At 72.7% G+C, this 14120-nt stretch carries 15 protein-coding genes; 7 read left to right on the top strand and 8 right to left on the bottom strand.

From position 1 onward, the window contains the following. Window positions 1-29: 29 nt before the first annotated feature. From O7613_RS22705 to O7613_RS22690, 4 genes are read left to right on the top strand one after another with little or no spacing between them, the layout of a single operon-like run. The gene (locus O7613_RS22705; protein WP_281586446.1) at window positions 30-344 is read left to right on the top strand and encodes a DUF2516 family protein; all 315 of its coding nucleotides are present in this window, start codon (window positions 30-32) and stop codon (window positions 342-344) included. Then, on the top strand, window positions 341-1228 hold the full coding sequence (locus O7613_RS22700; RefSeq protein WP_282289878.1) for an alpha/beta hydrolase: 888 nt from the start codon (window positions 341-343) through the stop codon (window positions 1226-1228). Before O7613_RS22705 ends, O7613_RS22700 begins: the two co-directional genes overlap by 4 nt. Window positions 1229-1239: 11 nt before the next feature. Continuing rightward, window positions 1240-1977, top strand: coding sequence for an alanyl-tRNA editing protein (locus tag O7613_RS22695; RefSeq protein WP_282289877.1), 738 nt, complete (start codon window positions 1240-1242; stop codon window positions 1975-1977). A gap of 58 nt (window positions 1978-2035) precedes the next feature. Further along, window positions 2036-2950 (top strand): SDR family oxidoreductase, encoded by a 915-nt coding sequence (locus O7613_RS22690; protein ID WP_282289876.1) that lies wholly within the window; start codon window positions 2036-2038, stop codon window positions 2948-2950. On the opposite strand, the gene O7613_RS22685 is transcribed toward O7613_RS22690, so the two are convergent. Next, on the bottom strand, window positions 2941-3939 hold the full coding sequence (locus tag O7613_RS22685; RefSeq protein ID WP_282289874.1) for a WYL domain-containing protein: 999 nt from the start codon (window positions 3937-3939) through the stop codon (window positions 2941-2943). The genes O7613_RS22690 and O7613_RS22685 overlap by 10 nt on opposite strands. Before the next feature lie 108 nt (window positions 3940-4047). Between O7613_RS22685 and O7613_RS22680 the strand changes: the two genes are divergently transcribed. Continuing rightward, window positions 4048-4839 carry an EI24 domain-containing protein gene (locus O7613_RS22680; protein ID WP_281586451.1) on the top strand — a complete coding sequence of 264 codons (792 nt, stop codon included), beginning with the start codon at window positions 4048-4050 and terminating at the stop codon, window positions 4837-4839. Between the two features lies 1 nt (window position 4840). Beyond that, complete coding sequence (locus O7613_RS22675; protein WP_282289872.1) at window positions 4841-5359, top strand: O-acetyl-ADP-ribose deacetylase; 519 nt, start codon at window positions 4841-4843, stop codon at window positions 5357-5359. Here the strand turns inward: O7613_RS22675 and O7613_RS22670 are convergent. From O7613_RS22670 to O7613_RS22640, 7 genes are all read right to left on the bottom strand, one after another. Then, window positions 5352-6257, bottom strand: coding sequence for a GNAT family N-acetyltransferase (locus tag O7613_RS22670; protein WP_282289870.1), 906 nt, complete (start codon window positions 6255-6257; stop codon window positions 5352-5354). The two genes, O7613_RS22675 and O7613_RS22670, sit on opposite strands and share 8 nt — an antisense overlap. 93 nt (window positions 6258-6350) lie before the next feature. Beyond that, complete coding sequence (locus O7613_RS22665) at window positions 6351-7358, bottom strand: LacI family DNA-binding transcriptional regulator (protein ID WP_281586454.1); 1008 nt, start codon at window positions 7356-7358, stop codon at window positions 6351-6353. Between the two features lie 19 nt (window positions 7359-7377). After that, entirely contained in the window at window positions 7378-8745 is a 1368-nt protein-coding gene (locus O7613_RS22660) for a GH1 family beta-glucosidase (protein WP_282289867.1), read from the bottom strand. Next, on the bottom strand, window positions 8742-9575 hold the full coding sequence (locus tag O7613_RS22655; protein WP_282285038.1) for a carbohydrate ABC transporter permease: 834 nt from the start codon (window positions 9573-9575) through the stop codon (window positions 8742-8744). Before O7613_RS22655 ends, O7613_RS22660 begins: the two co-directional genes overlap by 4 nt. Further along, complete coding sequence (locus O7613_RS22650; RefSeq protein WP_282289866.1) at window positions 9572-10561, bottom strand: sugar ABC transporter permease; 990 nt, start codon at window positions 10559-10561, stop codon at window positions 9572-9574. The genes O7613_RS22655 and O7613_RS22650 overlap by 4 nt, the downstream gene beginning before the upstream one ends. A gap of 69 nt (window positions 10562-10630) precedes the next feature. Then, window positions 10631-11938, bottom strand: coding sequence for an extracellular solute-binding protein (locus O7613_RS22645; protein WP_282289864.1), 1308 nt, complete (start codon window positions 11936-11938; stop codon window positions 10631-10633). A gap of 176 nt (window positions 11939-12114) precedes the next feature. Then, complete coding sequence (locus tag O7613_RS22640) at window positions 12115-12870, bottom strand: maleylpyruvate isomerase family mycothiol-dependent enzyme (protein WP_281586459.1); 756 nt, start codon at window positions 12868-12870, stop codon at window positions 12115-12117. Between the two features lie 70 nt (window positions 12871-12940). On the opposite strand from O7613_RS22640, the gene O7613_RS22635 reads away from it, so the two are divergent. Further along, window positions 12941-14032 (top strand): UDP-N-acetylmuramate dehydrogenase, encoded by a 1092-nt coding sequence (locus O7613_RS22635; RefSeq protein ID WP_282289863.1) that lies wholly within the window; start codon window positions 12941-12943, stop codon window positions 14030-14032. Window positions 14033-14120: the final 88 nt, after the last annotated feature.

Genomic DNA, 14120 nt, shown 5'->3' with positions numbered 1-14120 from the left:
TTCCGGGGTCTCGGCCTAAGCTTGCCGACATGGTCTACGCCGCGCCGATCTTCGCGTTCGAAGTCCGCTCCGTGATTCAGCTGATCCTGCTCGTCTTCGCGCTTGTCATCCAGGGCGTGGCGCTCGTGCACGCACTCACCCAGCGCGGCGACGGCTTTGCCGCCATCGGCACGCTGCCCAAGGGCGGCTGGATCGCCATCCTGGCGGTCTGCCTGCTGCTGACCCTGCTGGGCTTCGGCCCGATCAGCCTCTTCGGGCTGGTCGGCATCGCGGCCGGTCTGATCTACATGCTCGACGTGCGCCCCGGCCTGCGGGATCTGCACGACGGCCGAGGGTCCTGGTGAGAAGTTTCCGCTGGCCCCCGCCGCCCGACGGCGGCCCCCGCACCTGGGGCCCCGGCCCCGGTGGGCCGCGTACCGGCCGCCCGGCGCTGCCCGAGCCGGAGACGGAACTGGTCGCCACCCCGCACGGGGTGCGCCTGGAACGCCTGGTCACCGGCGTCGGCGACCCGGTCACCGTGTTCGCGCACGGGCTGGGCAACGGCATCGCCACCACCCGGCCGTTCGGCAGCGGCGTGACCGGGCGGCGGATCTTCTTCCAGTTCCGGGGGCACGGCCGGTCCGACTCCCCACCCGGGCCGTGGACCTACCTGGACCTCGCCCGTGACCTGCGGTCCGTCGCCGACCTGGGCGGCGCCACCCGCGCGTTCGGCGCCAGCCTCGGCGCGGGCGCGCTGTGCCGGGTGCTCGCCGAGAGCCCGGAACGCTTCGAGAAGCTCGTCTTCTTCCTTCCCGCCGTGCTGGACACGCCACGTGGCGAGGCGGCCCGGGTACGCCTCACCGGCCTGCTCGACGCGGTGGCCGACGGTGACGCGCACGCGCTCGCCGAGGTGGTGTCGCTGGAGCTGCCGCCGTCGGTCCGCAACACCCCGGCCGGCTGGTCCTACCTGCGGCAACGGCTCGACCAACTGCTGCGTGACGGGCTCGCGCCCGGCCTGGCCAGCCTGCCCGAGCAGGCCGCGCTCGACGACGCCGGCGCGCTCGCCGCGGTCACCGCGCCGGCCCTGGTGATCGCGTGCGCGGACGACGACCTGCATCCGGTGCCCGTCGCCGAGCGGCTGGCCGCCGCGCTGCCGGCGGCCACCCTGCACGTGTACGACCGGCCCGGCGTGCTCTGGACCGAACGCGCCGACCTGCGCGGGCGCATCTCGTCGTTCCTCAACGAGTAACGTCACCGCCCATGGGCGTCACACACCACGGCCGTACGCACCGACTCGACCTCGCCGACCCCACGCTGCGCGAGTGGACGTGCCGGGTGCTCGCGGCCGATCCCGAACAGGGCATCGTGCTGGACCGGTCCGCGTTCTACCCGGGCGGCGGCGGCCAACCGCCGGACCACGGGGTGCTGCTCTGGCAGGGTGTGCAGACCCGGATCGTCGGCACCCGCAAGGGCGACGACCTCTGGCTCATCCCGGCCGAGGGCGACCCGCTGCCGCCGGTCGGCACCGACGTCACAGGCGCGGTGGAGGACGGCCGGCGGACCATGCTGATGCGCACCCACTCCGGGCTGCACGTGCTGTGCGGCGTGGTGTTCCGCGACTTCGGCGCGCTCGTCACCGGCGGCAACATGGAACCCGGCGAGGCCCGGATGGACTTCAACCTCCCCGAGGTGCCGCCGGACTTCAAGGCCCGCATCGAGGAGCTGGTCAACGCCGAGGTGGCCGCCGACCGGTCGGTCGCCGTCCGGGTGCTGCCGCGCGCCGACGCGCTCGCCCTGCCGGACATCATCCGCACCCAGTCCAACCTGATCCCGCCGACCGAGCAGGAGGTGCGGATCGTCGACATCGTCGGGCTGGACGTGCAGGCCGACGGCGGCACCCACGTCGCCTCCACCGCCCAGATCGGCAAGGTCCAGGTGGTCAAGGTGGAGAGCAAGGGCCGGGCCAACCGCCGGGTCCGGGTACGCCTGGCGGACTGACCCGGACCGTCCGGGAAACCGGACGTCGGGTGTCAGGTATCGGTGACACGGTGAACCCATGAACTCACCACTCACCGGAAAGGTCGCGCTCGTGGCGGGCGCGACCCGGGGCGCCGGCCGGCAGATCGCCGTCCAGCTCGGCGCCGCCGGAGCCACCGTCTACGTCACCGGCCGCACCACCCGGGAGCGCCGCTCCGAGATGGATCGGCCGGAGACCATCGAGGAGACCGCCGAGCTGGTCACCGCCGCCGGGGGCACCGGCATCGCCGTCGCGGTCGACCACCTCGACCCCGAGCGGGTACGCGGGCTGGTCGAGCGGATCGACGCCGAGCAGGGCCGCCTCGACGTGCTGGTCAACGACATCTGGGGCGCCGATCCGCTGATCACCTGGGAGAAGCCGGTCTGGGAGCAGCCGCTCGACGCCGGCTTCCACACGCTCCGGCTGGCCGTCGACACCCACATCATCACCAGCCACTTCGCGCTGCCGTTGCTGATCCGCAACCCGGGCGGGCTGGTCGTCGAGATCGGCGACGGCACGAAGGCGTACAACGACGCCACCTACCGCCTGTCCGTCTTCTACGACCTGGCGAAGGTGTCGGTGAACCGGCTCGGCTTCACCCAGGCGCACGAGCTGGCCCCGTACGGCTGCACGGCCGTCGCGCTCACCCCCGGCTGGCTGCGCTCCGAGGCGATGCTTGAGCACTTCGGCGTCACGGAGGCCACCTGGCGCGACGGCGCAAAGACCGACCCGCACTTCGTGATGTCCGAGACGCCGGCGTTCGTCGGGCGGGCGGTGGCCGCGCTTGCCGCCGACCCGGACCGGGCCCGCTGGAACGGCCGGTCGCTGGACAGCGGCGGCCTGGCCCAGGTGTACGGCTTCACCGACCTGGACGGCACCCGCCCGCACTGGGCCCGCTACCACGACGAGGTGGTCGCGACCGGCAAGCCGGCCAACGACACCGGCTACCGCTGACCGGTCGGGTCCTCCGGCGGCCCGGCGTAGAGCGCCGCCGCCCGGCGGGCCGCCTCGGCGAACCGGTCCCGCAGCTCCGGCGGCGCCAGCACCTCCACCTCCGGGCCGAGCGCCAGCAGTTGGCCGTACGCCACGTCGACCGACTCGACGGGCAGCCGGAGCACCAGCCGGCCCCGCCCGTCGGGCCGGTCGGCCGCGGCGACCGCCTCCTCGTAGACGAACGGCGCGTCCACCAGGTGCCGCAGCAGCCGGAGGCCCGCCGGTCCGAGCCGTACCGTCACCCGCTCCCGGAGCAGATCCCGCAGGAACGCGCCGGCCTGTTCCCGCCAGTACGCCCCGAGGTCGAACCGCTCGTCCCGGTCGAAGCCGGCCGCACCCACCTCGACGTCGACCACCCGGTCCACCCGGTACGTCCGCCACGCCGCACCGACACGGCCGACCAGATACCAGACCCCGTTCTTCAGCACCAGCCCGTACGGCGCGAGCGCGCGGGTCACCTCCCGGTCGCCGCGCCGGTAACGCAGCTCGACCATCCGGTCTCCCCAGACCGCCCCGGCCAGCTCGGCCAGCCGGGGCGGCGGCGCGGACTCCCGGAACCAGCCCGGCACGTCCAGGTGGAACCGCTGCCCGGTGCGCGCCGGCGCGTCCCGCAGGCTCGGCGGCAACGCGGCCAGCACCTTCAGCTCGGCGGCGGCCACCGCGTCGGCCAGCCCCATGTCGCCGGCCGGCCCCGGCAGCCCGGCCAGGAACAGCGCCTCCGCCTCGTCCCGGCTCAGCCCGGTCAGCCGGGTCCGGTAGCCGCCGAGCAGCCGGTAACCGCCGGCCCGCCCCCGGTCGGCGTAGACCGGGACGCCGGCGGCGGAGAGCGCCAGCACGTCCCGGTAGACGGTGCGTTCGGAGACTTCCAGCTCGTGCGCCAGTTCGGCCGCCGTCATCGTCTCCCGGGACTGGAGCAGCAGCACCAACGAGATCAGTCGCGAGGCACGCACCCACCCATTGTGTAAGGCGGGGCCCCCGCTTAACGCATTCGGTATAGGCGGGGGCCCCGCCTAACACCTCCGGCGGCGGCGTGCGCGAGCCCACTAGGCTGTGCCGTCGTGAACGCCTCCCGTACCGTCGCGCCCGTCACCGGCGCGGTCACCCGCTTCCTCGGCGGCGCCGGCCTGCTGCTGCGCGGGCTCGGCATGTACGTCCGCAGCCCGAAGCTGATGCTGCTCGGGATCGTGCCGGCGCTGATCTCCGGCGTGCTCTACCTGGCCGTCTTCGCCGCCCTGCTCTACTTCGTGGACGACCTGGCGGCCTGGCTGACCCCGTTCGCCGACGACTGGTCGTCGACCGCACGTGGGCTGCTGCGGGTCGCCGCCGGGCTGGCCGTCGTCGGGGTGGCCGCGCTGCTCGGGGTGCTCACCTTCACCGCGGTCACACTCGCCGTCGGCGACCCGTTCTACGAGGCCATCTCGGAGCGGGTCGAGGACCGCCTAGGCGGCACCCCGGGCAAGGTGGACGTGCCGTTCTGGGCCTCGCTGCGGCGCAGCGTCGTCGACTCGTTGCGCCTGGTGGCCATCTCCGCGCTGATCGGCGTACCCCTCTTCGCGGCCGGTTTCATCCCGGTGGTGGGTCAGACGGTGGTGCCTGTGGTCGGAGCCCTGGTGGGTGGTTGGTTTTTGGCGCTGGAGCTGGTCGGCGCGCCGTTCTACCGGCGCGGGATGCGGCTGCCGGACCGGCGGTCGAGGCTGCGGGCCGACCGGCCGACCGCGCTCGGCTTCGGGGTGGCGGTCTTCCTGTGTTTCCTGATCCCGCTCGGCGCGGTGCTGGTCATGCCGGCCGCCGTCGCCGGGGCCGCCCTGCTGGCCCGCCGGTCGCTCGGCCAACACACCGAGGAGCAGTGAGATGGACACCGTGCTGATCCAGGGCGACGTCACCGCGCAGCGGGTCGACGTGATCGTCAACGCGGCGAACTCGTCGCTGCTCGGCGGCGGGGGAGTGGACGGCGCGATCCACCGGCGCGGCGGCCCGGCGATCCTGGCGGAGTGCCGGGCGTTGCGCGCCGCCCGCTACGGGCGGGGGCTGCCGACCGGGCAGGCGGTCGCCACCACCGCCGGCGACCTGCCGGCACGCTGGGTGGTGCACACCGTCGGGCCGGTGTACGCGTCGCGCGAGGACCGGTCGGCGCTCCTGCGCGACTGCTACGCCAACAGCCTGCGCGTCGCCGACGAGCTGGGCGCGCTGTCCGTGGCCTTTCCGCTCATCTCCGCCGGGATCTACGGCTGGCCGGTCGAGGACGCGGTCACCCAGGCGTTGACCGTGCTGCACGCGGCCACCCCGGCGCACCTGGTCGAGGCCCGGCTGGTGCTGTTCGGCGCGGACACGTACGCGACGGCGGCGCGGGTCGCCGCCGGGCTCAGCTGAGCGTGCGGCGGCACGCCACCAGGCTCTCCACCCGCCGGTAGCCGAGCCGCGCGTTGATCGCCAGCATCGGCGCGTTCGCCTCGTCGTTCGAGGTGTACGCGGTCCGCACCCCGCGCGCCGCGGCGGTGTGCAGCGCGGCCAGCTTGGTCAGCCGGGCCAACCCCCGGCCCCGGTACGCGGGCAGCGTGCCGGTGAAGTCCGACCACATCCGCTCGCCGTCGCGCTTGACCAGGCTCAACGCGACCAGCTCGCCATTCACCTCGGCAACGGTGCTGGCCTCCCGATCGAGCCCGAGGTTCTCCCAGCACTCGTGGCGCCAGAGGTCGTAGTCGAGCGCGTCGACGGGAACGTCGCTGGGCTCGTCCCGGGACGCCTCGGCGTCGACGCGGTGGACCCGGCGCGGGTCGAGCCCGGCGGTCGGCAGCAGCCGTACGCCCGGCGGTGGCTCCGGCATCGGCGGGGCGGGCCGCAGGTCGAGCGCAGCGTAGTGCAGCTCGCGGGTGGGCTCGAAGCCGTGCCGCCGCGCGAACGGCAGCGACTCGGCGCGGGTGTGGGCGCGCACCTGGGTCGAGCCGAGCGCCCGGACGTGGCCGAAGGCGTGGTCGAACAGTGCGGTGCCGAGGCCCCGGCGGCGGTGGTCCGGGTGCACGTGCAGGGTGGCGATCTCACCCACCCCGGGCGTCGAGGTCTGCGTGTTGCGGTACGCGGACACCCAGCCGACGACCTGCCCGTCCGCCTCGGCGACCCAGGCCGCCCAGTCCTCGCCCGGCGGCGGCTCGGCGATCATCCGGCGGGTCGACTCGACGCCGCGCACCAGGTAGGGAAAGACCAGCTTGCGCAGCGCCACCACGCCGTCGGCGTCGTCGGCACGGGCGGGACGGATCAGGGCTTCACTCATCCGCGCGACGCTAGCCACCCGGCCCGCGCCCCGCGAGCGGTTTGTTAAGCGGGGCCCCCGCCTATACCGAATGCGTTAAGCGGGGCCCCCGCCTTACGCGGAATCGCGGAGGATGAGCTGCGTGGGGAGCAGCAGGGCCTGCTCGACCTCCTCACCGGCGGCGATGCGCAGGAGCTGGCGGGTCATCGCCCGGCCCAGCTCCACGATCGGCTGCCGGACTGTGGTCAGCGGCGGCTCGGTGTACGCGGCCGTCTCGATGTCGTCGAACCCGATCACCGCGACGTCGTCGGGCACCCGCCGGCCGGCCTCGCGCAGCGCGCGTAACGCCGCGTGCGCCATCAGGTCGGAGGCGGCGAACACGGCGTCCAGCGTGGGGTCGGCGGCGAGCAGTTCGCGCATCGCGGCGGTGCCGGACTCCCGGGTGAAGTCGCCGTACGCGACCAGTTCCGGCAGCCCGGCGGCGGTGACCGCGGCCCGGTAGCCGAGCAGCCGTTCGATGCCGGCGACCATGTCCTGCGGCCCGGCGATGGTGGCGACGCGCCGCCGTCCGGCGGCGATCAGGTGCTCCACCGCCGTGGTCACGCCACCGGTGTGGTCCACGTCGACGTAGGGCACGTCGGCGCCGTCGAGTGGCCGGCCGCTGCACACCACCGGGATGCCGAGCCGGGCCAGCCGGCCGGGCAGCGGGTCCTCCCCGTGCAGCGAGGCGAAGAGCACGCCGTCGACGTGCCGGCCGGTGGTGTACCGCTCGACCCGTTCGTGCCCGGCCGGCGAGCCGGCGAGCATCAGCACGAGCTGCTTGTCCGCGGCCTCCAGCTCCTGGGCCGCGCCGCGGATGATGCCGGGGAAGACCTGGTCGTCGGAGAAGACCCGGGTGGCCGCCTCGGGCAGCACCAGCGCGACCGAGTCGGTGCGCTGGGTGACCAGGCTGCGGGCGGCGAGGTTCGGGACGTACCCGAGTTCCTCGACCGCCCGCCGGACCGCCTGCTGGATCGGCTCGGCGACGGTGGTCGAGCCGTTCACCACCCGGGAGACCGTGGCTCGGGACACGCCGGCCCGCCGGGCCACCGCCTCCAGGGTCGGCCGCTGTGCCGTCGTCATCCCCGTAACCACCACCTCGTCACAGCCCGTTCCGGGCGATCACCTCCTGGTACCAGCGGGCGCTCTGCTTGGGTGTGCGCCGCTGGGTCAGGTAGTCGACGTGGACGATCCCGAACCGCTTCCGGTATCCCTCGGCCCATTCGAAGTTGTCCAGCAACGACCATACGAGATAGCCGCGCAGGTCGACCCCGCGGGCGATGGCCTCGTGCGCGGCGCGCAGGTGCCCGTCGAGGTAGGCGGTCCGGTCGGCGTCGGCCACCCGGCCCGATTCGTCCCGGGTGGTGTCCGGGAACGCGCCGCCGTTCTCGGTGATCATCAGCGGCAGGCCGGGGTGGTCGGCGGCCACCCGGGCCAGCAGCCGGGTCAGCCCGGCCGGCTCGATCGACCAGCCCATGTCGGTGACCGGACCGGTCGCCGGCAGGAACTCGACCGCGCCGGCGGTGCCCGGGTACGCGTCGCTGCCCCCGCCGTCCGGCCGCCCCGCCACGTAGGTGGGCGAGTAGTAGTTCAGGCCGAGCAGGTCCAGCGGCGCGGCGATGATCTTCTCGTCCCCGTCCCGGACGAAGTCCGGCGCGACGATCCGGCTCACGTGCGCCAGCACGTCCGCCGGGTAGCCGGCGCCGGTCAGCGGGTCCAGGAAGATCCGGTTGTGCAGGCCGTCGACGAGCCGCACCGCCTCGGCGTCCGCCGCGCTGCCGGCGTCCGCCGGCTGCACGTCGGCCGGGTTGAGCGTGATCCCGATCGTCTCCGCGCCGGCCGCGCGCAGCGCCCGCGCGGCCAGGCCGTGGCCGAGCAGCAGATGGTGTACGGCCCGGAAGGCGTCCCCCGGGTCGCGTCGGCCGGGCGCGTGCACCCCGGCGCCGTACCCGAGGTACGCCGAGCACCACGGTTCGTTGAGCGTGGTCCAGGTGCGGACCCGGTCGCCGAGGCGACGGTGTACGACGACCGCGTACTCGGCGAAGTGCTCGGCGGTCTCCCGGACGGTCCAGCCGCCCCGGTCCTCGAGCGCCTGCGGCAGATCCCAGTGGTAGAGCGTGACGATCGGGTCGATGCCCCGGGCCAGCAGCGCGTCGGTCAGCCGGTCGTAGAAGTCCAGCCCGCGCGGCTCGACCGGGCCGGTGCCGTCCGGCCGGATCCGGGGCCAGGACACCGAGAACCGGTACGCCCGCAGCCCCAGCTCGGCCATCAGTGCCACGTCCTCGGCGTACCTGTGGTAGTGGTCACAGGCCACGTCGCCGGTGTGGCCCTGGGCCACCGCGCCCGGCGTACGGCTGAAGGTGTCCCAGATCGACGGGCCGCGACCGTCCTCGCGGGCCGCGCCCTCGATCTGGTACGCGGCGGTGGCCGCGCCCCAGACGAAGCCCTCGGGGAAACGGAGTTCCGTCATGCCTTCACCGCACCTTCCATGATCCCGCCGATGATCTGACGGCCGAACAGGACGAACACCAGCAGCAGGGGCAGCGTAGCGATGGCCGTGCCGGTGAACACCTGCGACATGTCCTGGTAGTACCCGTCGGAGAGGGCCCGCAGCGACAGCTGGACGGTCGGGTTCTCCGGGTCGTTGAGCACCGCGTACGGCCAGAGGAAGTCGTTCCAGGTGGTCATGAACGTGAGCAGGCCGAGCACGGCGGCGGCCGGGCGCAGCGCGGGCAGCACCACGTTCCAGTAGATCCGGGCGGTGTTGCACCCGTCCATCCGGGCCGCCTCGATCAGCTCGGTGCTGACCGCCTGGCCGGCGTACTGGCGCATCATGAACACGCCGAAGCCGGTGACGAGCGCCGGCACGATGACGGCGGGCAGCCGGTCGTTCCAGTTCAGCTTCGTCATCAGCAGGTAGAGCGGGATCACGCCGAGCTGGGTGGGGACCATCATGGTGGCGACGATGGTCAGCAGCAGCGCGTTGCGCCCGCGGAACCGCAGCTTCGCGAACGCGAACCCGGCCAGCGTGGAGAAGAACACCACCGAGATCGTCACGGTGGTGGCCACGATCGCCGAGTTGATCAGGCCGGTGAGGAAGTAGGCGTCGGTGTTGTCGAACAGCCGGGCGATGTTGGCGCCGAGGTTGCCGCCGGGGGTGAGCGGGGGTGGGACCTGGCCCATCGCGTCGCTGGTGCGGCTGGCCACCACGAACATCCAGTAGATCGGGAAGACCGACAGCGCGGCTGAGAGCGCCAACGCCAGGTAGGTGAGCCGGCTGGCCGACCAGAGGCGGGTCATCGGGAGACCTCCTTGCGGGAACCGCCGCCGAGTCGGCGCAGGAGCAGGACGTTTATCGCCGCGACCACCGCGATCAGCGCGAAGAGCAGCCAGGCGACGGCCGAGCCGTAGCCGAAGTTGTAGTGCGGCGCGAACGCGTTCTCGAACATGTACATGGTCACCGTCTGTGACTCGCGCAGCGGCCCGCCGCGGATCGCGTTGGTGCCGGAGTTGAACATCCGCGGCTCGGTGAAGAGTTGGAGGCCGCCGATGGTGGAGATGATGACCGCGAAGACGATCGTCGGCTTGAGCAGCGGCACGGTGATGGACCAGAACTGCCGGGCCCGGCCGGCGCCGTCGATCGCCGCCGACTCGTACAGGTCGCGGGGGATGGCCTGCATGGCGGCCAGGAAGATCAGCGCGTTGTAGCCGGTCCACCGCCAGTCGACCATGGTGGAGATGGCGACCCAGGCGGCGAACCTGTTGGCCTTCCAGTCGATCGCGTTCACCCCGACGTGGTCGAGCACCCAGTTGATCATCCCGAAGTCGCGGCCGAACAGCACCGCGAACACGATCGCCACCGCCGCGGTCGAGGTGACGTTCGGGACCAGCACCGCCATCCGCCAGGTGGTACGGGCGCGGAGCTGGCGGTTGAGCAGGTTGGCCAGCCAGAGCGCGGCCAGCAGCTGTGGGACGGTGGAGATGACGAAGATGCCGAGCGTGTTGACCACGGAGTGCCAGAAATCCGGGTCCGCAAGCAACTGGCTGTAGTTGTCGAACCCGATGAACGGGTGGTCGGCGCCGAGCAGGTCCCAGTCGTGCAGGGAGACCCAGAACGTGTACGCCAGCGGGTAGGCCCCGAAGACGCCGAAGAGCAGGAAGAACGGGGCGACGAAGAGGTAGGGCGAGTATCTGGTGTCGAGCCGGCTGAGCCGGAGGCCCCGGTCGGTACGGGTGGTGCGGGGGGCCGGTGCGACCGGCGGGCGGGCGTCGAGCTGGACGGCCATGACCTGAGAACTCCTTTCCGCGGTGCGGGCGGCACCCGTCGCCGGGGCCGCCCGCACGCGCTGCTCGGGTTACTTGGCGGCGGCCTTCTCGGCGTTCGACACCGCGTCGGTCCAGCCCTGCTCCGGGGAGCGTTTGCCCAACTCCACGGTGCGTACGGCGTTCTCCACCTCGGTGCGTACGGCCTGGTTCTTCGGTCCCATGTAGACCGGCTTCAGGTTCTTGGCGCCCTCGGCGAAGATCTTGCCGACCGGTGCCTCGGAGAAGTAGGCGTTCGTCGAGTCGACGATCGCCGGATCGGCGAGCGCCTGCGGCGACGACGGCAGTGGGCCCTTCGCCTTGAACGCGCCGATCTGGCCCTTGGCGCTGGTCAGGAACTTGGCCAGCTCGATCGCCTCGGCCTGGTGCTTGCTCTGCTTCGGCACGGCGAGGAAGGAGCCACCCCAGTTGCCGCCCTCACCGGGGATCTGGGCGATGTCCCACTTGCCCTTGGCGCCAGGGCCGGCGTTGCCCTCGATCACGCCGGTCATCCAGGCCGGGCAGGCGATGGTGGCGAACTTCGACTGTTTGAACGCGGAGACCCACTCCTCCGACCAGGAGCCGTACTTCCCGGAGAGGCCGGAGTCGATGATGTCCATCGTCGTGTCGTACGCCTGCCGCACCGCCGGGTTGCTGCCCACGACCAGGTTGTTGTCGGTGTCGTAGTAGCTGTAGCCGCTGGTGTTGCCGGCGGTCTGGAGCAGGATGGTGTTGAACGTGTTGGTCGCGGCGTCCAGGAACGCGGCGCCGGTCTTCTTCGCGGTGAACTGTTCGCCGACCTTGACGTAGTCGGTCCAGGTGGGCCAGAGCTTCGACACGGCCTCCCGGTCGGTGGGCAGGCCGGCCTTGGCGAACAGGTCGGTGCGGTAGCACATGGCCATGCCGCCGACGTCGGTGCCGAGGCCGATGAGTTGCTTGCCGTCGGCGGTGAGCCCCTGGTTCCACTTCCAGTCGAGGAAGTCGCCCTTCAGGTCGGCCGCGCCGTGGTCGAGCAGGTTGACGAAGTTCTGCGGGTTGGCCTTGTACTCGACCAGCAGCCCTTCCTCGATGGCGACGATGTCGCCGGCGCCCTTGCCGGCGGCGAGCCACTGGGTGAGCTTCGGCGAGTATTCGTCGAGGTTGCTGCCGGTGCCCCGCTCGACGATCTTCACGCCGGGGTGGCTGGCCATGTACTCCTGGTAGAGATCCGCGTAGCCGAACTGGCCGAAGACGTCGACGGTGAGCGTGACCGGCCCGTCGGCGGCGGCCTCGTCGTCGCCGCCGCAGCCGGTGGTGCCGAGCAGCGCGGTGGCGGCGACCAGGGCCACCGCCGCCAGTCGACGGCGCGTGAAGGTGAGCATGCTGTCCTGACCTCTCGGGGTCGTAACGGGTGGTGGAAGACGGTTCCGGTACTAAGAGAGCGCTCTCTCGACAGCCTGGTGGGTGGTCCGGGACCGTGTCAAGAGAGCGCTCTCAGAGCGTCCGAAAAAAGCGGAGAGGGGCGGTCATCGCCCCTCTCCGCCCAAATTCGACGCGGTCAGCCCGTGCGCAGGCCGTCCAACAGACCGCGGTCGCCCGCCACGCCGAGCGTGTCGAAGCTGATCCGGCCCATCAACGCCAGTAGCAGGTCGCTCGCCGTGCCGGTCACCTGCGCCCGGGCCCGGTGGTCGTCGTGGTCCAGGATCGTCGCGGTGTCCAGCAACGCGACCCCCTCACCGCGCAGGCGCAGATACCACTCCTGGGCGGCGTCCGTCGCGGTCAACTGGACCACCCCGTGCCACGGACCCGAGCCGCGCCGCCGGCCCGCCGGCAGCCAGGTGTCCAACACCTCGCTCACCCCGTCGGCCGCGAGCTTGGACTCGATCGGGTCACCCGCGCCGATGGCGAGCTGGGCGTCCCAGCGGTGCACCGCGGTCTCGTGCGCCATCCGGCGCGGCCAGAAACCCGCCCGCTTCGGCTGCGGCGCGAAGTTCCAGGCCGGCGCCTCCGGGTCCAACCCGTCGAAGATCCCGGTCAGACGCTCGTACTCCTGGGCATACCACTGGGCCGGGGTGAGACCGGCCGGCGGCTCCGGCTCGTGCCGCTCCGGCCGGCTGGTCGAGCCGGCCGCCAACACCGTGCCCGCCCACACGTAGATCCGGGTCAGGTGGTGGGCGAGATCGGTGACCGTCCAGCCGGGACAGGACAGCACCGGTGTCTCGGGAGGGGCCTCCGCCACCGCCGCGGCGAACGCGGGACCCTCCGTCCGCAACGCGCCGATCCAGAAGTCCTTCGTGTGGTGCAGTCTGCTCATCGCCATCCTCCCGGGGGTGACCGGGCCACCAGTGGGTGCCGCGGCTCCCCCTCAGCCTAGGGTGAAAGGCGTGTCAGACGTCTACGCCGAACCGACGACCGCCACCGGACCGACAGATCCGGGCACCCTGGCGCGCTACACCACCCTACGCCTCGGCGGCCCCGCCGGCCGACTGGAGATCGCCACCGACGCCACCGGGATCGTCCGCCGGGTACGCGAGGCCGAGGCCCGCGACGAGGAAGTGCTGGTCCTTGCCGGCGGCAGCAACGTGGTGATCGGCGATCAGGGCTTCCCCGGCACCGTCGTGCTCGTCCGCTCCCGGGGGTTCCAGGTCGTCGCCGCCGACGCCGACACCGTCACGGTACGGGTGGCCGCCGGCGAGCCGTGGGACGACCTGGTCGCCGCCACCGTCGAACGCGGCTGGGCGGGACTGGAATGCCTCTCCGGCATCCCCGGCTCGGCCGGCGCGACCCCGATCCAGAACGTCGGCGCGTACGGCCAGGAGGTGGCCGAGACGATCGTCGCCGTCGAGGCGTACGACCGCACGCGCCGCGAGGTGGTCCGGATCGCGGCGGCGGACTGCGGATTCGCCTACCGGGGCAGCATCTTCAAGTACAGCGACCGCTGGGTGGTGCTCTCGGTCGACTTCCACCTCACCCGCTCGCCGCTCTCCGCCCCGGTCCGCTACGCCGAACTGGCCCGCACGCTCGGCGTCGAGGTCGGCGACCGGGTGCCGCTGGCCGACGCCCGGGCCGCCGTGCGGCGGCTGCGCGCCGGCAAGGGCATGGTGCTCGACCCGGCCGACCCGGACACCAGGTCGGTGGGTTCGTTCTTCACCAACCCGGTGCTGGACCGCGAGGCGTACGAGCTGCTCCGGGAGCGCGCGGCCGACCTGGGCGAGCCGCCGCACTGGCCGGGCCCCGGTGACGTGGTGAAGGTCAGCGCGGCCTGGCTGATCGACAAGGCCGGCTTCGGCAAGGGCTACGCCGGCCCGGAGGGCGTCGCCATCTCGACCAAGCACACGCTGGCGCTCACCAACCGGTCCGGCGCGGCAAGCACCGCCGCCCTGGTGACCCTGGCCCGGGAGATCCGCGACGGCGTGCACGCCCGCTTCGGCGTCCCCCTCCACCCCGAGCCCGTCCTGATCAACTGCACCATCTGACCCCTCGGCGTCGCCTGCCCCGCCCGGCCGTCGCTCTCTCGCCTCGGTGTCCGCCCGGCCTGGCACCCGCACCGCGCGGATCCGGCGG

It is taken from the genome of Micromonospora sp. WMMD975, assembly GCF_029581215.1.
In the GTDB taxonomy this organism is placed as follows: domain Bacteria; phylum Actinomycetota; class Actinomycetes; order Mycobacteriales; family Micromonosporaceae; genus Micromonospora.
Note: the sequence above shows the minus strand (reverse complement) of the source record. Positions and strands in the feature narration are given on the sequence as shown.

Coding starts and splice junctions, on each gene's coding strand:
- O7613_RS22705 (WP_281586446.1), top strand. CDS start 30: ATGGTCTACGCCGCGCCGATCTTCGCGTTCGAAGTCCGCTCCGTGATT.
- O7613_RS22695 (WP_282289877.1), top strand. CDS start 1,240: ATGGGCGTCACACACCACGGCCGTACGCACCGACTCGACCTCGCCGAC.
- O7613_RS22690 (WP_282289876.1), top strand. CDS start 2,036: ATGAACTCACCACTCACCGGAAAGGTCGCGCTCGTGGCGGGCGCGACC.
- O7613_RS22675 (WP_282289872.1), top strand. CDS start 4,841: ATGGACACCGTGCTGATCCAGGGCGACGTCACCGCGCAGCGGGTCGAC.
- O7613_RS22670 (WP_282289870.1), bottom strand. CDS start 6,257: ATGAGTGAAGCCCTGATCCGTCCCGCCCGTGCCGACGACGCCGACGGC.
- O7613_RS22665 (WP_281586454.1), bottom strand. CDS start 7,358: ATGACGACGGCACAGCGGCCGACCCTGGAGGCGGTGGCCCGGCGGGCC.
- O7613_RS22660 (WP_282289867.1), bottom strand. CDS start 8,745: ATGACGGAACTCCGTTTCCCCGAGGGCTTCGTCTGGGGCGCGGCCACC.
- O7613_RS22655 (WP_282285038.1), bottom strand. CDS start 9,575: ATGACCCGCCTCTGGTCGGCCAGCCGGCTCACCTACCTGGCGTTGGCG.
- O7613_RS22650 (WP_282289866.1), bottom strand. CDS start 10,561: ATGGCCGTCCAGCTCGACGCCCGCCCGCCGGTCGCACCGGCCCCCCGC.
- O7613_RS22645 (WP_282289864.1), bottom strand. CDS start 11,938: ATGCTCACCTTCACGCGCCGTCGACTGGCGGCGGTGGCCCTGGTCGCC.
- O7613_RS22640 (WP_281586459.1), bottom strand. CDS start 12,870: ATGAGCAGACTGCACCACACGAAGGACTTCTGGATCGGCGCGTTGCGG.